Consider the following 22,895-nt stretch of genomic DNA (forward strand, 5'->3'; position numbering starts at 1 on the left):
TCAGCTCGAAAGGTGAGCTCAGGGGTTGGCCGGGGGCTTGCCGCCGTTGGCCCATTTGCTGGTGCCGGGAGCAGCCTGCAGGGTCTGGACCAGGTCCATGGCCGCGATGCCCATGGCCGGGCCACCCACGACGATGGTCCCGAGGATACCGCCGATACCCGCACCTGCCACAGCTGCCGGGATGCAGCCGATGGCCAGCAACGGCAGGCCGAGGATGCAACCGGTGATCCCGCCGATCACCACGCCGGCAGCCGTGCCCACGAAACCGCCGACCGCGGTCGCGATCGAGAACTGGGTGGTGAATTCGTTCATCGCCATCTGGTTCTCCATCGGCGAAGCGATGGGCTTGGCGGTCAGGTTCACCGCCTGGATGGGCTGCTGGGTCTGGACGTCGGTTTTCTGCGGCGTCAGTTCCAGTACCGTGTCGTCGTTCTTCAGCACTGGCTCAACCGGAATCTCGTTGCCTTCGACAGCGAGATCGACCGGCCAGGAGACGACGACCTCGCCGGCCTTGTCCTTGACCTGAACGAACTGTTCTTTCTCGGGTGCGGCGCCCGGCTCCGCGGAGATGGGCTGCACTTCTTCTTCCGCAATGGCGAAGGTGCCGCCGTGCAGCGTCGTAACGACGGTCTTCTCCACCATCTGGATGGAGTAGTTGATCGGAGCCGGGGCTTCCGGTGCCGGGTTGGCATGAGCAGTGCCGAAGCCCACAGCGAGCGAACCTGCGGCCAGCGCTGCGACCACAGTGGATCTAGCGAGTTTCATCCATTTCCAATCGCGTGTGCCGCGCGACATCTCTCCGCGAGGGGGCCGATGTAACTCGGACCCTTATTTCCTCCCCGAGCGTTATGAGATGTCACGCTTCCTGATAGATCGGGCTGAGCGTAGTCGAATGTGTTGGCGAAAGGCGAGATTCGTATCCCAAACGTGAGAAACAGGCGGGTAAGCCTGGCCTTAGCACGACCGTTCACAGCGGGCCCTTTACGGTGTTCATCAGCACTGATAGTTATGGACCGCCAACTGAATAAGGTGACATTGATCACGGGCCCCCGAACATGGGAAAGCCCAGGCAGATGGGCTGACAGCGCGGCGCCGATCGTACACTGGACGTCAGTAGTTACCGGCGAGTAACTTACCGGCGGTTACGATACGAGCCGGACGAGGTTACTCATCGTTCCTCGCACCTCGTGTTGCCTCGAAAGAAAGGTCGCGACATGAATGCCCTGACAGTGACGCTGGGCACCTTGGGAGCGGCGCTCAGCCTGCTGTGTTGGGCGTCGTTCTTCGGCGGCGTCCGGGATATCGTCCGCGCCATCATGCTGGGCCAGCCCGCACCCGATCGCTGGCGTCCCTTCTTCCCGCGCCTCAAGCAGATGCTTGTGGAGTTCCTGGCACATACCCGGATGAACAAGTTCCGGACGGTCGGCTGGGCCCACTGGCTCGTGATGATCGGCTTCATCGGCGGCGCGATCCTCTGGTTCGAGGCATACGGGCAGACCTTCGACCCGGCCTTCCACTGGCCGATCATCGGCGACACCGCGATCTACCACCTGTGGGACGAGATCCTCGGTATCGGCACGGTCGTCGGTATCTTGACGCTGATCATCATCCGGCAGCTGAACCACCCGCGGATACCGGAGCGGCTCTCCCGGTTCAGCGGTTCGGCCTTCGGCGCGGCCTATGTGATCGAGGCGATCGTGCTCCTCGAAGGCTTGGGCATGGTTTTCGTGAAGGCCGGCAAGATCGCGACCTACGGTCACGCCAACGGCGCGACCGATTTCTTCACCATGCGGGTGGCCGAACTGCTGCCCGCCAGCCCGACCATGGTGTCGATCTTCGCCTTCATCAAACTGATGTCCGGTATGGCCTTCCTGTACCTCGTCGGCCGCAACATCACCTGGGGCGTCGCCTGGCACCGGTTCTCGGCCTTCCCCAATATCTACTTCAAGCGTGAGGACGACGGCGGCGTCGCGCTGGGCGCGGCCAAGCCGATGATGTCCAAGGGTCGCGCCCTGGATATGGAGAATGTCGATCCCGATACCGACACGCTGGGTGCCGGCCGGGTCGAGGATTTCTCGTGGAAGGGCTGGCTGGATTTCACCACCTGCACCGAATGCGGCCGTTGCCAGTCGCAGTGCCCGGCGTGGAACACCGGTAAGCCCCTCTCGCCCAAACTGCTGATCATGTCGCTGCGTGACCACGGCCGCGCCAAGGCGCCGTACCTGCTGGCCGGCGGCAGCAAGGACCCGGCAGGCGACGAGATCGGCCTTGTCGACGCGGAGGGTAAGCCCGACGAAGCGAAGCTTGCCCAGATCTCCGAGGCCGCGCGCGCCGAAGCCGAGCGTCCGCTGGTCGGCGGCGAGGATGTCGGCGGCATCATCGACCCCGAGGTGCTGTGGTCGTGCACTTCGTGCGGCGCCTGCGTCGAACAGTGCCCGGTGGATATCGAACATGTCGACCACATCATCGATATGCGCCGCTACCAGGTGCTGATCGAATCGGAATTCCCGTCCGAGCTCGCCGGACTGTTCAAGAATCTGGAGAACAAGGGCAACCCGTGGGGCCAGAACGCCAAGGACCGGCTCAACTGGATCAACGAAGTGGACTTCGACGTCCCGGTATTCGGTAAGGACGCCGATAGCTTCGACGGCTACGAATACCTGTTCTGGGTGGGCTGCGCCGGGGCCTATGAGGACCGCGCCAAGAAAACCACCAAAGCCGTTGCCGAACTCCTGGCGACCGCGGGTGTGAAATACATGGTCCTGGGCCAGGAAGAAACCTGCACCGGCGATTCCGCCCGCCGTGCCGGTAACGAATTCCTGTTCCAGCAACTGGCCCTGCAGAACATCGAAGTCTTGAACTCGGTGTTCGACGGCGTAGCGCAGAAGCAGAAGAAGATCGTCGTCACCTGCGCGCACTGCTTCAATGCGCTCAACAACGAGTACCCGCAGGTCGGCGGCAACTACGAGGTGGTGCACCACACCCAGCTGCTGAACCGCCTGGTGCGTGGGAAGCAGCTCGTTCCGGTGTCCTCGGTATCGCAGAACGTCACCTATCACGATCCATGCTTCCTGGGCCGCCACAACAAGGTCTACAACGCGCCCCGTGAACTGATGGCGGCGTCGGGTTCGAACCTGGTGGAAATGCCCCGCCACGGCGAACGGTCCATGTGCTGCGGTGCCGGTGGCGCCCGGATGTGGATGGAAGAGCAGCTGGGCAAGCGGATCAATATCGACCGCGTGGACGAGGCGCTCACCACCTCCCCCGCCAAGATCGCCACGGGCTGCCCGTTCTGCCGGGTCATGCTCACCGACGGTGTCACCGCACGCCAGGAGTCGGGTCAGGGCGAGGGCGTGGAGGTCGTCGATGTCGCGCAGCTGATGCTCGACTCCATCGAACGGCAACAGCCGGAACAGCTGACCGCCAACCTCACGGTCATCCAGGAACCCAAGGCCGAACCGGAGCCCGAACCCGAACCCGAACCGGTCGCCGAAGCGGCGGCCCCGGCGGCGGAGAAGGCGGCTCCGAAGGGTGGCGGCCTGGCCATGAAGGGCCCGGCGAAGGCACCCGGTAAGGGTCTCGGCATGAAGGGCGCCGCGAAGGCACCCGGGGCCAAGGCACCGGCCGAAAGCGATACCGGCGAAGCGGCTCCGGCCGCGCCTGCCAAGGGTCTCGGGATGAAGGGGGCCGCCAAGGCCCCCGGCGGCAAGGGTCTCGCCATGAAGGGCGCGGCAAAAGCACCCGGCGCCAAGGCCGAAACCGCGCCCGCGGAAACGGCCGAAGCGGGCGAAGCCAAGGCGGCTCCGCCGGTGAAGGGTCTGGGCATGAAGGGCGCCGCCAAAGCGCCCGGCGGCAAGGGTCTCGCCATGAAGGGCGCGGCCAAGGCCCCCGGAGCCAAGTCACCCGCCCCGGAACCGGCTCGGTCGGAATCGACCACCGAGGCGGAATCCACCGCGACCTCGGCCCCGACCGAATCCAAACCCACGGTCGCCGCCAAGGGTCTCGCGATGAAGTCCGGGTTCAAGCGCCCAGGCCCGAAGGCTCCGGGCGCCAAGACCGCCGCTCCGGCAGCGGAATCGGCACCGGCAGCCGACACTGCTCCGGTGGAATCCGCGGCACCGGCCGAAGCCACGGAGACCGAGCAGCCCACCGCGGCGGCACCGGCCGAGAGTAAGCCCTCGAAGCCGGCCAAGGGGCTGGCGATGAAGTCCGGGTTCAAGCGCCCGGGTCCGAAGGCGCCCGGCGCCAAGGCTCCTGCCGCCGAACCGGCACCGGCAATCGAGGCGGCGGAACCGGCACTGTCCGAACCCACCGCCGAGACCTCGGGTTCGGAAGGCAACGGCACCACGGGCAACGGGGCAGGTGCGGCCCCACCGGCGGCCAAGCCGGGCGCCCTGGGATTCAAATCCGGCGCGAAGGCACCGGGCCGCAAGGGCTGACACAACAACCGGAGTCCGGCGGGTTCGGGCCGACCCACAGGGTCGGGTTCGAACCGGATAGAAGTTCGATCGCCGAGGGCCCGGGGCCGGCACTGTGCCTGCCCCGGGCCCTCGTAACGTCCAAGGCTGCCGGTCTGCGGTCGGTGTCTCGAGGAGCGCTGGATCCTTCGGAGGCGACCTGGGTACAGCGTCAGCGCAATACTGCGCCGTACACGTGCTCGACCGAGAGCTTCATCAGCACTCGGCGATCGGAGACCATCACCGACCGATACTCGTCCCAGTCCGGATGCTCGCCGGCGGCGGCGCGGTAGTAGTCGACGAGTGCCTCGACCTCGGGGCCGTGCGGGTCGGTACCCGGACCGGTGAGCGTAACTGTGCCCTCCGCGGTTGCCCAGGCCCAGCCGTCGGCGCGGGTTACTTCCAGTGCCGCGCGCGGGTCACGGCGCAGGTTCACGGTTTTGGCCCGGCCCTCGGTCATCGAAACGTAGATGACGTCTGCGTCCCGGTCGTAGTAGGGGGTAACCGGCGAGAGTTGCGGTAGGCCGTCGGATTTGATCGTGGCCAGGATGCCCAACCGGCCTTCGGCGAGCAGCGTACGCGGATCGAACTGTGGGTTCGTCATATCCGGGTCCAAGTCGTGGGCGGCTGTCGCTATTCCAGCGCAGGGCTCGGCGGCAACAAAGTGGACGGCATCGATAAGACGTCGAGCAGGGCATAACATGGCGCTATGTTCCTGCCGAACGCCGATCGTCCCGATCTCCCGGAGTACATGACGTGGGAAGAACTCGAGCAGCTCCCCGAGGAGATCGCCGAGAATATCGAGCTTTGGGACGGCAGGGTCATCTGGCTCAGGCGAGGACCGAGCGAGCACCAAACGTTTACTCGCCGCCTCACGAACGCATTCGAACGCTGTGCTCGTAAAACGATGTCAGACGTACCCGGGCAGTGTTGGCGTGTAGAAACCGAGACAAATGTCTTCCTTGGAAGCAGCGGCAAATCAAACTTCCTGACACCCGATTTCATGGTCTTCCGTTGCCTCGAGAATCCCTTCCAGGATGTCCGCGCCTCCGACGCTTTCCTGGTAGGGGAGGTACTCTCACCCTCCAATACGCAAACGGATATGGAAGCCAAGAAAGCGCGTTACGCGAGCGCAGGCATCCCTTGGTACTGGGAAGCGACCCTTGCGCAGGCCACCAGCGCCATCGCGACGGTTCGCGCGTACGGACTGGAAACCGAACCGGGGAAGCTGCCTGACGGTGTACGCCCACTGCGGCCGGCCAACTACCTGCTGACAGGCGAATGGACCTCAGCAGACGAAGACGGTATCCGGATCGATTTCCCGTTCCCGATCACCATTCCGTGGACCGAACTCGAGTACTGACGTACCGGGCCGGGCGGTAGTCCCCCTCTGTCGAGCCACCGCACGGCCCGGCACGGGTTTCCGCACCCCACTCGGGCACAGGGTGAGTGGGGTGCGGGCCGATCAGTTCGTCAACGCTATATAGCGGGCGAGATGATCGGAGCTGTTACCGAATTCGTATTCGATGGCGGTGAGCCGCTTGAAATAGTGGCCGATGGCCAATTCCTCGGTCATCCCCATTGCGCCGTGCAGCTGCACCGATTCCTGGCCGATGAGCCGGGTCGCGCGGCCGATGGTGACCTTGGCCGCGGAGATGGCGCGGGCGCGTTCGGCGGGTTCGGCTTGTAGCGCGTAGGCGGCCAGGTAGGCGGCGGCGATGCTCTGCTCGAGTTCGATCAGCATATCGACCATACGGTGTTGCAGCGCTTGGAAACTGCTGATCGGGACGCCGAACTGCTGGCGCTGTTTGGTGTATTCGACGGTGTCGTCGAGCACCTTGCGCATCAACCCGACGGCTTCGGAGGCGACCGCGGCGATGGCGTCATCGATGGTGGCGTCGATGACCGGCCAGGCCTGGCCTTCCGTGCCGAGGAGTGCATCGGCGGGGAGCCGGAAATCGGTGAAGGTGAGGTCGGCGGCAACCCTGTCGTCGATGGTGCGGTAGCGGTGCACCTCGACTCCGGCCGGTGGCGCGGCGGCGTCGAATTCCAGCAGGAACAGGGAGATCCCGTCCTGGTCGCGGCGTTCACCGGCAGTGCGGGCGGAAATGATCAGTTGGGTGGCGATGGGCGCCCCGGTGACCACGATCTTGCTGCCGTCGAGGACCCAGCTGTCACCGTCGCGGCGGGCGGTGACCGATACATCGTGGCGGACTTCGCCGGATCCCGGTTCGAGCGCGGCGAAAGCGATCCGCGCACTGCCTGCGGCGATCTGCCGCAGCACCGCCTGGGCGGTTTCACCGCCGGAGCGGCGCAGCAGCCCGCCGCCGACCACCACGGTGTCCACATAGGGTTCCACGACCAGCGCGCGACCCAGTTCCTCGGCAATGATCATGGCTTCGACGGGGCCGCCGCCGGATCCGCCGGTTTCCTCCGGGAGAGTCAGTCCCAGCACATCCAGTTCGGCCAGGCCGCGCCAGATTTCGGGTTGCCAGCCGGCCCCGGTTTTGACCGCGCTGCGGCTTTTTTCGAGGTCGTAGCGGGCGGCGAGAAAGCCGGCGACCGCGTCGCGCAGCATCTGCTGTTCATCGGTGAAGGTGAAGTCCATCAGAGCCCCAATGCTGCCTTGGCGAGGATATTTCGCTGGATCTCGTTACTGCCCGCGTAGATCGAACCGGCACGGTCGTTGAAGTAGCGCAGTGGCGCGACAGCCTGCCAATCCTCGCCGCTGAGGTAGCCGTCGGCGGGCGGTGTGTATTCCGCGATCGGGCCGCCGGGCGCGGTGGCATGTGGCTGGTAGACCCGGCCGCGTGGTCCGGCCGCGGTGAGCGCGAGCTCGGTGAGCTGCTGGCTGAGTTCGGTGGACAGGATCTTCAGCATCGACGAGGAGCTACCGAGGTCTTTACCGGTGGCCATGGCCGCCAGCGTCCGGAATTCCAGGACTTCGAGCACTTCGGTGCGGATGCGGGCGTCGGCGAGCTGGGCGGCGAAATGCGGGTCGGCGCTCAGCGGTTTGCCGTCGCGGCCGGGCTGGGACGCCGCGGCGGTGGCGATGTTCTCGGCCATGGCCTGCAGTGCGGGTGCCATCGCGCCGCCGCCGCGTTCGTGGACCAGCAGGTATTTGGCGACGGTCCAGCCGTCGTCGATCTGCCCGAGCACATTGCTCTTGGGGACCCGCACGTTGTCGAAGAAGATCTGGTTCTGCACCTGCTCGCCGGAGCTCATGACCAGGGGCCTGATCTCGATGCCGGGGGCGGTCATATCCATCAGGATGAAGGTGATGCCCTGCTGTTTCCTCCCCTCGCGCGAGGTGCGGACCAGGCCGAAGATCCAGTTCGCCTCGGTGGCGTGGGTGGTCCAGATCTTGCTGCCGGAGCAGAGGAAATCGTCGCCGTCGTCGACCGCGGCCATACTGAGGGCGGCCAGGTCCGAGCCTGCTTCGGGCTCCGAATACCCCTGGCAGAAGAAGACCTCGCCGGTGAGGATGCGGGGCAGGAAGTAGTTCTTCTGCTCGTCGGTGCCGAAGGCGATCAGCGCGGGGGCGACCATCCGGATACCCATCGGCGAGAGCGCGGGTGCGCCGGCGAGGGTGAGTTCACGGCTGAAGATGTAGTGCTGGGTGAGCGACCAGTCGCAACCGCCGTACTCGACCGGCCACTGCGGCGCCGCCCAGCCCCGCTCGTGCAGGATGCGCTGCCATTCCAGGCCGGCTTCGTGGTCGGAGTAGACACTTGTCATCAACCGGCCCGCGGTGCTGATCTCGGGCGTCAGCTTCTCGGCCAGGAACGCCCGTACCTCGTCTCGGAAGGCCTTGTCGGCCTCCGACCAGTCGTAATCCATACACGCTCCCGAAGGCTTCATGCGTCGTCACAGCAGGTCCGGCGACTACCGGTGCTAGAGAGAATCTAGCCAGTTCTCTCTCATCGCGTCAAACTGAAGGCACATGCCATCACAGGTCGGGAAATGTTCCGGTTCACTGTCCGCAGTCCTCGAAAACTGCCTTCACATAGCTCGCCGATTGATACAGGTAGTCATAGGCCCACCGCGGAACCGAGAGATCCGGGCGCGTGTCCACGAACAGCAACTCCCCGCCCCAGCATTTGCCGAGCACATACCGGGCCCGCGAGATATGCGGCGTGAAGGTCACCACGATGACCCGGTCCCAGCCGTGCGCACGCGCCTGGTCTGCCAGGTACCGGCCCTCACCGCGGGTGGTCCGCGGCGACGGATCGAAACACACCACCTCGAAGCTGTAACCGCCGTGACAGATCCGGTTGATCAGCGGGCTGTCCTCGTACGGATTCGAAATCAGCACCCGCGGCGCGTAACCCTCCCGCGCCAGCCGCAACCCCAGCGCTTCCCGGCCGTCGTGCGCGCCACCGAGCACGAGGATCGCGTCGGCGGGCGCGGGGCCCTCGCGTTGCGGACGAACGTAGACCGGCCACAGCGCGAGCACGAACACCACGACGGCGACCGTCCCGGCGGCGAGGAGGGTCGTTCGGCGGCGCATCGCCGCGATCCTACGGGCCGCCGGAAAGTACGAGCTGAGTACGCACCGGCCGCTGCGAAAGCGCACACACAACCGGCGGCGGACAGGTTTGAGCAGGTCGGCCGGTTGCGTCGTCGGGTGTACATCTGCTGTTGCCCGGCATCTCGCCTCGGTTTTCTGGTGTGGCCACCGGCGCCGATTACCAATCTTCTATGCGATGCACAGTCTTCGGCACCGGGTACCTGGGGGCCACGCACGCAGCGTGTATGGCCGAACTCGGCCACGAGGTTCTCGGGGTCGATATCGACCCGGGCAAGGTCGCGAAACTCTCCGACGGCGTCACGCCCTTCTACGAACCGGGCCTGGAAGCGGTGCTACGCCGCAACCTGGACGCCGGCCGGCTCCGGTTCACCACCTCCTACCCCGAGGCCGCCGACCATGCCGACGTGCACTTCCTCGGCGTAGGCACACCACAGAAGAAGGGTGAATACGCCGCGGACCTCAAATACGTGCATGCCGTGGTGGATACGCTGGCGCCACTGGTCACGCGGCCCTGCGTGATCGTCGGCAAATCCACCGTGCCGGTGGGTACCGCCGCCGCGCTGGGCGAACGCGCGCGGGCGCTGAGCGCGGTGGATATCGAGGTCGCCTGGAACCCCGAATTCCTGCGGGAGGGTTACGCGGTCCGCGACACCCTGCGCCCGGACCGGCTGGTACTCGGCGTCGACGGGTCCCGCGAGCGGGCGCCGTGGGTGCGCGAACTGGTCGAGGAGCTGTACGCCGATCTGCTCGCCGCCGAGATCCCGTTCCTGCTCACCGACCTCGCCACCGCCGAACTGGTCAAGGTATCGGCGAATGCGTTCCTCGCCACGAAGATCTCGTTCATCAACGCGGTATCCGAGGTCTGCGAGGCCACCGGGGCGGATGTCACCGTGCTGGCGGATGCGCTCGGCTACGACGAACGGATCGGCCGCCGGTTCCTCAATGCCGGCGCCGGTTTCGGCGGCGGTTGCCTGCCCAAGGATATCCGGGCGTTCATGGCGCGCGCCGGCGAACTGGGCGCCGACCACGCCCTCGCTTTTCTCCGCGAAGTCGACAACATCAATATGCGCCGCCGCACCAAGATCGTGGATATGGCGGCCCGTGCCTGCGGTGGCTCCCTGCTGGGCGCCAATGTCGCCGTACTCGGCGCGGCGTTCAAACCCGAATCCGACGATGTGCGGGATTCCCCGGCGCTCAACGTGGCCGGAATGATCCAGCTCCACGGCGCCGTGGTCACCGTCTACGACCCGAAAGCCCTGGAGAACTCCCGCCGCGTCTTTCCCACGCTGAGCTACGCGACCTCGGTACGGGAGGCGTGCGAACGCGCGGATGTGGTCCTCGTGCTCACCGAATGGCAGGAGTTCGCCGGACTGCGGCCGCAGGATCTGGACTCGGTGGTCCGGACCCGTTCGATCATCGACGGTCGCAATTGTCTCGATAAGGCCGCTTGGCGGTCTGCCGGATGGGTGTACGCAGGGCTGGGCACACCGTAGAGTCTGGTGAGCGAGCCGGACGTACGGTTCCGGCCTCGGCAAAACAACGGGACCGGGCGGTACTCTCGGAAGAGCCGCCTGGTTCGGGGGACGAGCCGTCATCGCCGACTGGCCGGCGCTCGCATATCGTGAAGCGGGAAGTACGGATGGGCTGTCGATGAGTTCAGTACTGGGAGTGTCGGTGGGGGCCGGCGCGATCCGCCTGGCGCGCCCATCTGCGGGCGAGCCCGGCTCAGTACCCGATTCCGCCGTACCCGAATCGTTCGAACTGCGCACCTTCGTGGTGCCACCGGAAACCCCCAGCGCCGAACGCGCCGCGCTTTCGGTTGCGGCGGCCCTGAACTCGAACCCCGCCATCACTTCGACCGTCCTGGCCTGCCGCGACGAGCAGCAGGCCCGGGCCTTGCATACGGCGCTGACCGAGCATGCCATCGGCAATTACGAGATCGTCCCCGATATCGACGCCGTCGTGGAATTCGCCGCGGCCTCCGGCGCCCTGAAGGACGTGTCCTCGCTCGCTGTTTTCGATCTCGGCGCCTCCGGCCTCTCCGTGACGGTGGTGGATGTTTCCACCCGGCAGGTCCGGCATACCGAACGCACCGGCGATATCAGCGGCGAGTACTTCGATTCGCTGATCCGGGAACAGCAGATCAACTCCGGCCGGATCGCCCATCCGCCGGACCCGGCCGGGCTCGCCGAACTCGACGCACTGTGCCGATCGGCGAAGGAGCGGCTCTCGGCAGGTAACGCGGTCGCGCTGCCCAGCGGTTACGGGCCGGTACTGCTCACCCAGGAGAATTTCACCGCGCTGATCTCCCGCGCCGTGGAAACCGCCGCCCGCGCCACCCGCGAGGTCGTCGAACGATCGGGCCGGCCGGTGCAGGCAGTGCTGGCGGTCGGCGGCGGTATGCGTATTCCGCTGGTGAGCCGGGCGCTGCGCGACGCCGTGGATATGCCGGTTCTGGTACCGCCGGAGCCGGAGTCGGCAACCGCCCGCGGCGCGACGCTGCTGGCCGGCGGAACACGTACCTCGAAGCCCGCCGAGCCGGCGTACTCGAGCGATATCGCCCAGGGGGCCGAATCCCGCACCCCCGCAGCCGGAGACACCCCGCGGTCCGGTGCCGCTCCCGGGCAGCCGGAAGGCAGTGGCGCCTACCCGCTGCAGTCCGCCCCGGGGCACACGGTCGCCGGCGCCACCACGCCGATCCCCGACGTGGGCGAACGCCTGGGCAACACGACACGCACCGGCGCAACCTCCATCCACGGCGACGACACCGCATCGGCACACTCCACTGCCGTAGCGGGCCCTGTCGGTGCATCACTCACGTATCCGGGCGCCGACCCTCGGCTTCCCGGCACCCCAGCAACGCAACCGGAAGACCCGGCGGCACTCCCCGCGCCGACCGGCACGGGACCCGCCACCACAACGCTGTACGGCACGCACAACGGATTTTCCCAGCCCACCACCACGCTCTTCGGGCCCGCGTTGTCCGGCACCGGCGCCACCACGGCACAGCCCGCCTCCACCGCAGCGCTGCCCGGTTCCACCGAGGCACCGGCCGGCTCCACCACGGCACTGCCCGGCCTCGCCACGACACCAGCCACCCCCGGCTCCACCACCGCATCGCCCGACGCCGGCACCGCACTACAGGGCCAGGCTGCGGCACAATTCGGCCCGGCCACCGCATATCGCGAACTCACCGGCCGGACCACTCGACTCACGTCGAGCTCCGGCCGGGCGAGCACCGCGACAACCGATTCGGGCTCCCACCCCTCCCCCACGGATCGGCTGCCCGCGCCGGGTTCGGATCATTCCCGCCCCGATCTGCCGATACCGCACGAGGGCATTTTCGGCCCACCGACCGGCGCCCCGAGCACACTTGCGGGTGCCGGATCGACGAGTCCCCGGCCGGGCGACGAACCGAACAGCGACCAGCCCGCACCGGCCCCCGCGCTCCCACGCCCGACCGGTACCCCGGTACCACGGCTGTCGCCGGACGAGGATCCCCCGACCGTTGCGTTGCGTCTTCCGGCGAAACTGTTGCCGCGCCGTTCGTTCGGTGAACCGCCGCAACGTCCCACCCGGGAGATCAGCGCGGCGATGGTGGCGGTGAGTGCGCTGGTGGTGGTGGCATCGATCGGCATCGGCCTCGGGTACGGGCAGCATATGTTCAGCCAGGATTCGGCCAACGTACAAGGCACGTCACAGCCGCAGACCACCTCGGCGAGCACACCGCCCGCAACCACCGCGCCGCCGAGCACTACCACCACCCGGGCCGAGCACGCACCCCTGGCCGAGCCGCCGCCGGTCTATCAGCCGGAGACCGAGGCCCCGACGACCACCCCCGGCCCGAACACTTTCCAGGTCCCGGGCCTGCCGCCGATCGTCGTACCGACCATCCCGCCGGAGGCTCTTCCCTTTCCGCGGCCCACGCCCGTCGAACGCTGACCCCTCTCAGTCCCGGCCGTAGCCCTGTTCCGGGCGCCGGCCCGGCGGCGGAGGCCCGCCGCCGAGCCGCTGCTGCGGATTCCACGGCTGCTGCGGTCCCGGCGGCGGGGGCCCTTGTTGCCGTCCGGGAGTCTGCGGCCCGGTGCGTGGTGACCTCGGTCCGCCGGGTTGCCGAGGGTCGGTGGCGGAACGTGGGCCCGTACGGGGGTCGGCGGGGCCTGGGCGCCGGATACGAGGCTGGTCGCCGGTGGTCGGCCACGGTTGATAGTCACGTTCGGCCCGGCGCCGCGGCCCGGTCTCGGGGTCTGTTTCCGGCCGCGGCACCGCGCGGTGGCTGCCGGTATCGGTGTGGCGGCCCACCTTGGCCTTACGCGCAGGCGCCGGCGGTTTCGGGGTGCCGAACGGGCGGGCGAGCAGCACCGCGATCCCCGTGGTCAGCGGCACCGAGAGCGCCAGGCAGATACCACCGACCGCGGACCGCGCGATCTCGATCGCGACGGCATCGCCAACCAGCACATCCCCGATGGGCCGGCCGGCCACACTGAACAGCAGCAGCAGCGGCAGTGCACCACCCGCGTAGGCGAGTACCAGGGTGTACACGGTGCTGGCGATATGGTCGCGTCCGACTCGCATCGCCGCCGCGAATATCTCTCCCCGCGTAGCGCTTTTATCGAGTTCGGCGAGTTCGAAGGCGGCCGATGCCTGGGTGATGGTGACATCGTTGAGCACACCGAGCGAGCCGATGATGAAACCGGCCAGCAGCAACCCGGTGATGCTCACGTGCTCGATATAGGTGGCGACATTCGTGTTCTGTTCTTCTGACAGACCGGTGAGCGTGGTCGCCTCGATGACAAGCCAGGACAGCACCGCGGCGATGACCATCGACGTCAATGTCCCCAGCAGTGCCGAACTGGTGCGCAGATTCACCCCGTGCGCCAGGTACAGCACCGCGTACAAGATCAGTGAACCCGCCACCAGCGCAACCGGTATCGCCGGTTTGCCGTCGAGCAGGGCCGGTAGCAGGAACATCACCAGAACGGCGAAGGCGAATCCCAGGCCGAGGATTGCCCGGACACCGCGCCAGCGCGCGATCACGACGATCACCACCACGAACGCGAGGAAGATGATGCTGAGCGGGAACCCGCGGGCGTAGTCGTCGAACGAATACAGGGGTGTCCCGTCCGGCGCGTCCTGCCGCACGATACGAAGTTCGTCACCGGCCGCCAGATCCGGCTGGCCCGGTCCCGGCGCGATTTCCAGCAGCGTGTGCTTACCGGCATGCGGGCCGGACTCGATGGCGATCAGGCTGCGCTGGCAGTCGTAGACGTCCATGGGCGGCGGTGCCGGTTCACCGTCGAAAACCCGGCCGATGGAAGGACTACCGCAGGCGCCGAGGTCTTGCCGGATCACGGTTCCGGCCTCGGTGACCACCGCCGAACCGTCGGCGTTCTGCATGGGCAGCGGGATATCGACCTGTTGCCGGTCGGGCCACAGCGCGATGGTTGCGACGACCACGATGGCGCCGATTGCGATCAGCAATCCGACCACCACGCGGGCGGCGGTAGCACCGATGGCGATCGGCCGGGAGTGATCGTGATGGTGATGGTGGTCGCTCACGCGGCTCAGCCTAGAGGATTCACGGAGTCCCGCTACGGCCTGCGGATATGGCCCTACGCTGGGCATTCGGCAAGCAGCTGAGGAAACTCGGGAAGGGGCGGCGGAGAGCAGGGGGATGTCTCCGCCGCCCGGGGGCAGGCGCCCAGGGGGGTAGGCGGCCTAACCCGAGGACCAGGTTGCCCAGGGGGGGTAGACAACCTGGCCGGGCACTCGAAGTGCCGAGGCCCACTGTACACATACGATCCGCTTTTGTGCCAGTAGGTTCAGAAAATTGGCCATAATCCGGACGAGAGGTCTGTTTTCCTCCAAAATCGGCCGCCCCGCTACTGCCGGTAGCTCGCCAGGAAATTACCGAAACGCTCGATGGCAACCGCCAGATCGCGAGCCCAAGGCAGGGTCACGATGCGCAGGTGATCGTGGTCGGGCCAGTTGAAACCGGTGCCCTGCACCATCAGGATCTTCTCCTGGAGCAACAGGTCCTGAACCAGCTTCTCGTCGTCGTGGATCTCGTGAACTTCGGGATCCAGCCTAGGGAATGCATACAGTGCGCCTTTGGGTTTGACGCACGACACGCCGGGAATGGCATTCAATCGTTCCCAAGCCATATCCCGCTGCTCGAGCAGGCGCCCGCCCGGCAGGATCAGATCCTCGATACTCTGGTAGCCGCCCAGCGCGACCTGGATTGCGTGCTGCGCCGGCACATTCGGGCACAACCGCGACGATGCGAGCAGATCGATCCCCTCGAGAAAACCGGCCGCATGGTCCTTCGGACCCGTGATCGCCAGCCACCCCGACCGGTAGCCCGCCACCCGATAGGCCTTGGACAAGCCGTTGAAGGTAAGGCACAGCAGGTCCGGCGCCAGGGTCGCCAGCGAAATATGTTTGGCGTCGTCGTAGAGGATCTTGTCGTAGATCTCGTCGGCGAGCAGCAGCAGCCGATGCTTACGGGCCAGGTCCACCAGTTGCTGCAGGACCTCCGCGGAGTAGACCGCCCCGGTCGGGTTGTTCGGGTTGATTACCAGCAGGGCCTTGGTCCGGTCGGTGATCTTGGCTTCGAGATCGGCGATATCGGGCTGCCAGCCGTTGCTCTCATCGCACAGATAGTGCACCGGCGTACCGCCGGCCAGGCTGGTCATGGCCGTCCAGAGCGGATAGTCCGGGGCCGGGATCAGTACCTCGTCACCGTTGTCCAGCAGCGCCTGCATCGTGATGGTGATCAGCTCGGAGACGCCGTTGCCCAGGTACACACTGTCGACATCCAGCTCCGGGAAGCCCGGTACCAGCTCGTATCGGGTGACGATCGCCCGCCGCGCGGACAGTATCCCCTTGGACTCCGAATAGCCCTGCGCGTTCGGCAGGGCGGCGATCATATCCCGCATGATCACATCGGGCGCCTCGAAGCCGAACGGCGCCGGATTGCCGATATTGAGCTTCAGGATCCGATGCCCCTCGGCCTCCAGCCGTGCCGCATGTGCGTGTACCGGTCCACGAATCTCGTAGACGACGTTCTGCAGCTTCTTCGACTGCTCCAGAATCCGGGGGGCGGGATGCGAATGGCCAGTACTCACCCGGTCCATGGTGCCACCAGAGGCAAGGGGTTATCGGGCCCGGCCCCGGCCCGTGGCCGTACGGTTACCGCAGGAAGCGGGCGCGCGGCGGTCTCACCCGGCCCCCGGAGGCAGGCTGCGAGTGGACGTCGAACCGCAGAATTCCTCGATCTGCTCGTCCAGGGACCGGGCCTGAGCCACGCCACGGTAGGTGGGAGCGCAGATCCGCCGGCGGACGCCGGTGAGCCGTTCCTCGAGTTGTGCGATGCGCTTGTCCTCGGCCAGTTCGAGCACCGGCGACAGCGCCTCCGCCGCACCGTCGAGACTGCCGTTGATCAGGTGCGCGGCCGCCGAATCGACCCGGGCCAGCGCTTCGGCGCCGTAGGAACGCTGACGCGCCGGACCGCCGAGATACAGCTCGATCGTGCGCTCCGTAGCGGCCAGCGCCGGTTCGGCGAGACCGAGATGAATATAGGTGGCGCCCGCGTAATAACTGGCCTTGGCCTCGGCGAAGCCGAACACCCCACCCACTTCGTCGTGCAGACTGTCGGTGGCCGGGCCCTCGCTTGCCGCGGCGGCGGCCCGGATACAGCGTTCGGTATCGGCGGCACTACCGATCTTCGACCAGATCCGCGCCTCGATATTGTGCAACCGCACCGCGGCGGTCGCCGAATCCGCGTACTGCTGTCCGCTCTGCGCCAGCGCAAGCGCTCGATGAGGCCGTTCGGACCAGTACTCGATCAGCGCGTGCATCCCCCGCGCCCACGCTCGCAGCCCGTTGTGACCGCAGATCTCCCCGTACGCCCAGGCCGCCCGGATCTGCTCGCCGGCCGCATCCAGGTAACCCAGATCGGTGCTCGCGTTGGCGAGCAACCCCGACAACGAACCCGCCAGCAGATATAGATGACTGGTATCGGATGGGCGCTGATGCCCCTCCAGCAGCCGGTACACCCGGCGGCGCACCCGCAGCATCTCCACCATCATCGGCATCGGCGGCGTGTGCACGTAGTCGTTGGCGATCCGGGTGACATCCGCGTCGAGCTGCTCCAAGGTGCTGGCGCCGATATTCGTCGCCTCGGCCCGGCCCGCGTGATCGCTCGCTTCGTGTGCTGCCGCCATGATCAGATCCCTCTCCGAAATCGCCGCCGACCCGTCCCCGCGCACCGCACCGCTGTCGATGAGGGCCAGGAGTTCGGCGTCATTGGAATAACTTCCGCGCACCGCGGCATGCCCGCCGGGGCCGGAAACAGGGTCGTCGGCTGTCAATGCGGCGAACCGGCTCCGCTCGATATCATCGGACCTGGCCAGGCAGGTATCGAGAGCAGCCTGGTTGACGGGACGCGGATGCACCCGGTCGCCCCCGGCCTCCCATTTGGACACCAGTCGTTCGTGCACACCCAGATGTGCCGCGAACTCCCGGATGCTCATCCGTTTGGCTTCGCGAAGCGCCCGGGCCTCCTTTCCAGACCATTGGCCGACCACGTTGTCACCCTTTCCGAACGATTTCCTCCCAAGGGTACGAGCCGAATGTGACTGCAACCACAAGGAATTTCGCTACCGCCGCGAATGGCAGCGCAAGGGCAGTGGAACGAGAGCGCGGAGGCGGTTCCGGCACGCCGGTTCTCGCGGGATCCTGGAAGGGCAGAAGCGAAACCGCCACCGGCCGTGGCTCGGCACGCCAGGGAGGCCCGGCACGCCAGGGAGGCAAGGGGATTCACCGTGAATGTGGAAAAGCTCAGAACGGTCGACGACTGGGCCGCCTACTACCGTCACGAATTCGGTTTACCGGCCACCGAACGCGGCGGCTTCGTGATGCTGCCGATCACCAGCCGGGCCTGTGTCATCCACCTACCCACCGAACGTGCCCGCGCCGTCCGGGAACTGTTGAACTCCCGGGAGATCCGGGTTCCGGTGCTGGCCCGGCAGATTCGCTGGAGCTTCGTGGCCTATCCGGATCGCCGGCCCGATCCCGAAGTGGTGGAGATGCTGCACCGCATCGATATCGATATTCCCGGTGTGGGCAGTGCGGTCATGCTGCCCACGGGGATGGGCCGCTGGAACCGGGAGGGCTGCAACTGGGTGGTACCGCCCGAACGCGACGGCCTGCTCCCACCACTGTCCTCGGTGATCAATGCCGCGCTCCTGGTGGGCGGCAGCCGGGAATGACCGGGGATGGGGCTACGTCCGGCAGCTCACAAGGCATGCCGGTCGTAGCCCGCCCGCGGCGCCGACGGGTGACCGCGGGGACAGGCTGTCCAGCACAGCCACCGGGATACCGGGCCGGCCTGCCCCGTCGGCCCGGTGTCACGGATGTGTTCGCAGCACCCGTTGCGCATCGGCCAGCAACCCCGGCGCGAGGCGGCGATGGACGCGGGACGCGCGGGTCCAGATCCATTTACCGATCGGTCGTTCATAGCGGATGAAGGTGACCAGCGAAACACCCTCGGCGCCGACCTCTACCACGAGGTTTCCGGTGAGCATCCACGACGGGGCCGCGAGGGTTATCCAGGTATCGCCGCGTTCGACGATCGGCCATCCGGCCACCTGCTCCGGCGCAGACCGCCGCGCGAGCCGCAATCCCAGCAGCCCACGCCAGATCAACTGGCCACCACGACCGGCGACCTCGACGAGCGCCGCGTGCGCCCACTCTTCCGGAGTGCCGGCTGCGGCGGCGTTCGTGGCCAGCACGAACTGATCGGCATAGTGGTAGTCGGCCATCGTGCTGTGTGCTCTGGTCACTTCGGTGATGTCGTGCTGCTGGTACGCGACCGGATCGGCATGGTCTTCGGCTTCGTGAATCGGGGAACTGTCAGTCATCTCCGCGTCTCCCTCTGGTTGATATACGGTGGCGTATATCAACGCTAGCGGAAATATACGGTGCCGTATAGACCGCTGCGCGACGAAGGGAGAAACAACCATGGGTACGGCACGCACACCCAGTGCCGACTGGATCGACGAAGGACTGCGCGCGCTGGCCCGCGGCGGCCCCGACGCCGTCCGCGTCGAAGCACTCGCCAAAGCACTCGGCGTCACCAAGGGCGGCTTCTACGGCCACTTCGCCGACCGCAACGCCCTGCTCGAAGCCATGCTCGACACCTGGGAACGCCGCAGTATCGACGAGGTACTCGACCGCATCACCCGCGACGGTGGCGACGCACGAACCAAGATCCAGCGGGCCGGCGCACTCACTCTCTCCGCCGAACTACTACCCCTCGACCTCGCCGTACGCGACTGGGCCCGCCGCGACGAGAACGTCGCCGACCGGCTGCGCCGGGTCGACAATCAGCGAATGGACCTGTTGCGCGAGATGATCGGCACCTACTTCACCGACCCGGTCGAAGTCGAAGCCCGCAGCCTGCTCGCGTTCTCCACCCGTATCGGAATGCATTTCCTCGTCGCCGACCGACTCGACGGCCTCGACCACGGCGCGGTCCTGGCACGCACCGCCGATATCGTCCTCGGCACGGCCGAGAGTTGATCCGCTGAGCAGACCCGGTAGCGCGACTAGCTCGGCAAGGGAAAGTTCAGATACGCCCGCGACGGGGTCGGCCCTCGCTGCCCTTGATACTTCGACCCCGTACCGGCGCTACCGTAGGGATTCTGCGCCGGACTGGTCAGCCGGAACAGGCACAACTGCCCGATCTTCATCCCCGGCCACAACGTGATGGGCAGATTCGCCACATTCGACAGCTCCAGGGTGATGTGCCCACTGAACCCGGGATCGATGAAACCGGCCGTCGAATGCGTGAGCAACCCCAGCCGGCCCAGGCTCGACTTACCCTCCAACCGGCCCGCCAGATCGTCGGGCAGGCTGCACACCTCCAGCGTGGACCCGAGCACGAACTCCCCCGGATGCAGCACGAACGGTTCACCCGCCGCCGGCTCCACCAGGCTCGTCAGCTCGTCCTGGCGCTGTGCCGGGTCGATATGGGTGTAGCGGGTGTTGTTGAACACCCGGAACATCCGGTCCAACCGCACGTCGATACTGGACGGCTGGATCAGGTCGTCCTCGAACGGTTCGAGCCCGAGCCGCCCGGCGGCGAACTCCGCCCGGATATCACGATCGGAAAGCAGCACGCCACGAGCGTAGCGACCGCGATCCGGGCAGGTAGATCCCGGTCCGGCAGCACGGTTTCCTGTCACACCCCGCGGGCATACTCCACCCATGTCAGAGACCAGTGCGCACACCCACCACGGCATCGACTACATCGAGCTCACCGTCACCGATATGGACGCCGCCCGCAGCTTCTACCGGTCGGCATTCGGCTGGGAATTCAACGACTACGGCCCGCAATACACCGGTATCCGTCGCTTCGACGGCAGCGAAGGCGAAGCGGGCGGCCTGGCCGCCGGCTCCGAAGTCCGCACCGGCGGGCCCCTGGTCCTGCTGTATTCGAACGACCTCGACACCAGCCTGCGTGCAGTCGGTGCCGCCGGCGGCACGGTCACCGAAGGCCCGTTCGATTTCCCCGGCGGCCGCCGCTTCCACTTCACCGACCCCAGCGGCAACCAGCTCGGCGTCTGGTCCGAAGCCTGACCCACCCACGTTCACCGGGGCCGGAATCGGCGAAAGATTTCGGTCCCGGGTCGGCCCTCTGCTAAGCTCGCCTTCGCGCCGACAGGCGTATTGCCGGTGTAGTTCAATGGTAGAACTTCTGCTTCCCAAGCAGACGGCGCGGGTTCGATTCCCGTCACCGGCTCAAATGCAGGTCAGAGGCATGCCCTCACCTGCTGCACAAGATGTTCCAGGCCGCACCAAATCGCCAGATTCATCCTGTTGACAGAGTTTCGGGCCGCACTTCCACGTCGCACCGCCTCCGCACTACGATGGCGCAAGTCTCCCAGCGACTGGCGCGGCTGCGCCAACACTTTCGCCCGCATCCGGCGGATGACACCAACGGCGGCGCAGCATGCCCCTCCCTCGCCTGCACACCCCCGAGGAAGTTGCCGAAGCTCTCGGCCTGCCCTGGAGGGATTGGCTGAAGAGGAAGCGGCGCGTGGTGGCTTAGAAGCCAGTACCCGCCTCGAGATCGTGAATGCACCGCGGGCCCAAACACCCAAGAAGGTCGAAGGCCTTGTGACTGCCCGACGACGTGCGAGCAACCTTGTGGCCCGCGAGGGCACCCCGGTTTCCCTGGTTCCTCGCACCGGCAAGCCGCGCCCAGTTCGTTGCCGTGCCCGCCTCTGCGCCGTACCGTTTAATGCATCGCGACTCTCACAGCGAGGGGAAGGCTCGGCCATGAACGACAACATCGATACGGCTGCGCAGGACGACCCGGAGTGGGTGGTGTGGTCGAGCCCGGAACGGGTCTCGGCAGTAATCGACAGGCTGTTCACAGAGACGCTGCCCGCGGTGCCCAGCGACTGGAGAACCCAGACCGGGGCGGCCGAGGCCATAGGACCCATGCCGCAGGGGCTCGACCGGTACAGCGACGAATTGACCCTGCACTGGCTCGACGACGCCTTTGACTACTTTTTCCCGGATGAAGACCCCCTGTTCGAGTCCCGCAATGCCGACCTCGTGGACCAATTTGTCTGCTACATCGGCGAATACTTCGTCAGACACTGCGGAGGCCGCTGGATCAACGACCCCGAGATGGGTGGAGTGCTTTCCTCTGAAGACGGCCGACTCTACGGCTTCGGTCCGACGATCGGCTACGACTGGACCGACGAGACCGACTATCCCGTCATCATGCTGTTCGATGCCCCGAACACAGACTTCAGGCGGGCTATCTCCTCCGAGTGGTACTCGCGGGCCGTCGATTACGCCGCGGCTCACGGGCTGGAGCATGAGGGTCTAGGTCTACTGCGGGAGCACGGCCTGGCCTGATCGGGGGCTGGGGGAATGTCCAACGACGAAGAGATGCGTCGGCGTGGTGTCGAGAGGGCCCGCCGAGAACAACGCGAACGAACTGAACAGGGCCGTAAGTCGAACGACATCGGGCGCTGGTTCCACAACGGCATCGCGGAGATCCGTGGTGAGACGCGCGAACGAGGTTGGCAGAGCCAGAGGTCCGTCAAGCTCCCGTCCGGACGGGAGCGAGTCCACGACGGTGCGCGCTCCCTGAAGGATCACGAATTCAGGGAGTACAAGAACGCCCGGGTCGTCGGTGGCAAGTTCGTGATGGAGCAGATTTCCAAAGAGCGCGAACACCTTCAGACCGATTCAAAGGCCAAGGGCGTCTGGGTTGTCGTCCGGGGATCTCCCGACCCGGCGGCCCGACGAGAGCTCGAGAAGCTTGAACGGGACTTCAAAGATCGGTTCCAGCTGGTAGAGATCTCCAAGGAGGAGGCGAACCGCGCCGAAAAGCTCGGCAAGCAACTGGAGCGGAACACCAATCAGCTGGAGCTGTTCAAATCTTCGGACCTCCGCGCCAAGGAGAGGATGCGGGAACTCCAGGAGAAGGCTCGGGACAAGCAGCGAGTCAAGGAGGCGGCCAAGCGGGCTATAGAACAGCAGGCACGGGAACACCGACAGCGGGAAGAACGGCAGCAGCAGCGCGAAGCCGCCGACCGACTGGCCCAGCGCGCTGTCGAACGCCGAGAAGCCTCAGATCGAGGAGAACGGACACCGATGAGCGGCCGAGAAGCGGCCGACGTGCTACGAATCTCCCGGCCGACCCCCGGTGTGAAGCCGCCGCGTCGAGAGCCTTTGCCGATCGCGCCGGTCGTCAAGCGCAGCAGAAATCGGTCCCGAGAGCGGGAACATGATCGATCCCGCGGCGTCGAGCGAGAGCACTGAAAGCCGACAAGACGGTCGATGATCAACGCCGATCAGGTGAGCCGCCGTTCCCGCAACCT

Annotated in this window: 18 protein-coding genes, 1 tRNA gene and 1 pseudogene; 10 read left to right on the forward strand and 10 right to left on the reverse strand. The window is 66.4% G+C overall.

What is annotated here, in order from left to right; translation table 11 throughout:
• Positions 1–18: 18 nt before the first annotated feature.
• Positions 19–744, reverse strand: a complete 726-nt coding sequence (locus ON22_RS25410; RefSeq protein ID WP_231508728.1) for a DUF8020 domain-containing protein — start codon at positions 742–744, stop codon at positions 19–21.
• Between the two features lie 470 nt (positions 745–1,214).
• Here ON22_RS25410 and ON22_RS25415 point away from each other — a divergent pair, with 470 nt between their 5' ends.
• Positions 1,215–4,439 carry a heterodisulfide reductase-related iron-sulfur binding cluster gene (locus ON22_RS25415; RefSeq protein ID WP_033246466.1) on the forward strand — a complete coding sequence of 1,075 codons (3,225 nt, stop codon included), beginning with the start codon at positions 1,215–1,217 and terminating at the stop codon, positions 4,437–4,439.
• A gap of 190 nt (positions 4,440–4,629) precedes the next feature.
• On the opposite strand, the gene ON22_RS25420 is transcribed toward ON22_RS25415, so the two are convergent.
• Positions 4,630–5,061: a PPOX class F420-dependent oxidoreductase gene (locus ON22_RS25420; protein ID WP_033246467.1), complete on the reverse strand. Its 432-nt coding sequence runs from the start codon at positions 5,059–5,061 to the stop codon at positions 4,630–4,632.
• A gap of 105 nt (positions 5,062–5,166) precedes the next feature.
• Between ON22_RS25420 and ON22_RS25425 the strand changes: the two genes are divergently transcribed.
• Positions 5,167–5,820, forward strand: coding sequence for a Uma2 family endonuclease (locus ON22_RS25425; protein ID WP_081595830.1), 654 nt, complete (start codon positions 5,167–5,169; stop codon positions 5,818–5,820).
• A gap of 102 nt (positions 5,821–5,922) precedes the next feature.
• On the opposite strand, the gene ON22_RS25430 is transcribed toward ON22_RS25425, so the two are convergent.
• The 3 genes from ON22_RS25430 to ON22_RS25440 all read right to left on the reverse strand — a co-directional run bounded on the left by ON22_RS25430 (position 5,923) and on the right by ON22_RS25440 (position 8,967).
• On the reverse strand, positions 5,923–7,065 hold the full coding sequence (locus ON22_RS25430; RefSeq protein WP_033246468.1) for an acyl-CoA dehydrogenase family protein: 1,143 nt from the start codon (positions 7,063–7,065) through the stop codon (positions 5,923–5,925).
• Positions 7,065–8,297 carry an acyl-CoA dehydrogenase family protein gene (locus ON22_RS25435; RefSeq protein WP_033246469.1) on the reverse strand — a complete coding sequence of 411 codons (1,233 nt, stop codon included), beginning with the start codon at positions 8,295–8,297 and terminating at the stop codon, positions 7,065–7,067. The genes ON22_RS25430 and ON22_RS25435 overlap by 1 nt, the downstream gene beginning before the upstream one ends.
• Positions 8,298–8,430: 133 nt before the next feature.
• On the reverse strand, positions 8,431–8,967 hold the full coding sequence (locus ON22_RS25440) for a YdcF family protein (RefSeq protein WP_033246470.1): 537 nt from the start codon (positions 8,965–8,967) through the stop codon (positions 8,431–8,433).
• A 191-nt stretch (positions 8,968–9,158) separates the two neighbouring features.
• Between ON22_RS25440 and ON22_RS25445 the strand changes: the two genes are divergently transcribed.
• Positions 9,159–10,481, forward strand: coding sequence for a UDP-glucose dehydrogenase family protein (locus tag ON22_RS25445; RefSeq protein ID WP_033246471.1), 1,323 nt, complete (start codon positions 9,159–9,161; stop codon positions 10,479–10,481).
• Between the two features lie 157 nt (positions 10,482–10,638).
• The gene (locus tag ON22_RS38145) at positions 10,639–12,930 is read left to right on the forward strand and encodes a DUF7159 family protein (RefSeq protein WP_081595831.1); all 2,292 of its coding nucleotides are present in this window, start codon (positions 10,639–10,641) and stop codon (positions 12,928–12,930) included.
• Positions 12,931–13,278: 348 nt separating this feature from the next.
• Here the strand turns inward: ON22_RS38145 and ON22_RS25455 are convergent.
• From ON22_RS25455 to ON22_RS25465, 3 genes and pseudogenes are all read right to left on the reverse strand, one after another.
• Positions 13,279–14,547, reverse strand: a pseudogene (locus tag ON22_RS25455) (YibE/F family protein); the annotation flags it as partial.
• A 323-nt stretch (positions 14,548–14,870) separates the two neighbouring features.
• Complete coding sequence (locus ON22_RS25460) at positions 14,871–16,124, reverse strand: pyridoxal phosphate-dependent aminotransferase (RefSeq protein ID WP_033246472.1); 1,254 nt, start codon at positions 16,122–16,124, stop codon at positions 14,871–14,873.
• 84 nt (positions 16,125–16,208) lie between these two features.
• Positions 16,209–17,522, reverse strand: a complete 1,314-nt coding sequence (locus ON22_RS25465; RefSeq protein WP_231508730.1) for a helix-turn-helix domain-containing protein — start codon at positions 17,520–17,522, stop codon at positions 16,209–16,211.
• Between the two features lie 291 nt (positions 17,523–17,813).
• Between ON22_RS25465 and ON22_RS25470 the strand changes: the two genes are divergently transcribed.
• Positions 17,814–18,260 (forward strand): hypothetical protein, encoded by a 447-nt coding sequence (locus ON22_RS25470; protein WP_033246474.1) that lies wholly within the window; start codon positions 17,814–17,816, stop codon positions 18,258–18,260.
• A gap of 138 nt (positions 18,261–18,398) precedes the next feature.
• On the opposite strand, the gene ON22_RS25475 is transcribed toward ON22_RS25470, so the two are convergent.
• Positions 18,399–18,911, reverse strand: a complete 513-nt coding sequence (locus tag ON22_RS25475) for a hypothetical protein (RefSeq protein WP_063820657.1) — start codon at positions 18,909–18,911, stop codon at positions 18,399–18,401.
• A 100-nt stretch (positions 18,912–19,011) separates the two neighbouring features.
• On the opposite strand from ON22_RS25475, the gene ON22_RS25480 reads away from it, so the two are divergent.
• On the forward strand, positions 19,012–19,572 hold the full coding sequence (locus ON22_RS25480; protein ID WP_033246475.1) for a TetR/AcrR family transcriptional regulator: 561 nt from the start codon (positions 19,012–19,014) through the stop codon (positions 19,570–19,572).
• A gap of 26 nt (positions 19,573–19,598) precedes the next feature.
• Here ON22_RS25480 and dcd read toward each other — a convergent pair whose 3' ends face one another.
• Positions 19,599–20,171, reverse strand: a complete 573-nt coding sequence (gene dcd, locus ON22_RS25485) for a dCTP deaminase (protein ID WP_033246476.1) — start codon at positions 20,169–20,171, stop codon at positions 19,599–19,601.
• Positions 20,172–20,259: 88 nt separating this feature from the next.
• Between dcd and ON22_RS25490 the strand changes: the two genes are divergently transcribed.
• From ON22_RS25490 to ON22_RS25505, 4 genes are all read left to right on the forward strand, one after another.
• Positions 20,260–20,631, forward strand: a complete 372-nt coding sequence (locus tag ON22_RS25490) for a VOC family protein (RefSeq protein WP_033246477.1) — start codon at positions 20,260–20,262, stop codon at positions 20,629–20,631.
• A 92-nt stretch (positions 20,632–20,723) separates the two neighbouring features.
• Positions 20,724–20,794: transfer RNA gene (locus ON22_RS25495), tRNA-Gly, on the forward strand.
• 539 nt (positions 20,795–21,333) lie between these two features.
• Positions 21,334–21,924 (forward strand): hypothetical protein, encoded by a 591-nt coding sequence (locus ON22_RS25500; protein ID WP_033246478.1) that lies wholly within the window; start codon positions 21,334–21,336, stop codon positions 21,922–21,924.
• A gap of 15 nt (positions 21,925–21,939) precedes the next feature.
• Positions 21,940–22,836, forward strand: a complete 897-nt coding sequence (locus tag ON22_RS25505; RefSeq protein ID WP_033246479.1) for a hypothetical protein — start codon at positions 21,940–21,942, stop codon at positions 22,834–22,836.
• Positions 22,837–22,895 lie beyond the last annotated feature (59 nt).

Source organism: Nocardia carnea NBRC 14403, assembly GCF_000308515.1.
Taxonomy (GTDB): Bacteria; Actinomycetota; Actinomycetes; order Mycobacteriales; family Mycobacteriaceae; genus Nocardia; species Nocardia carnea.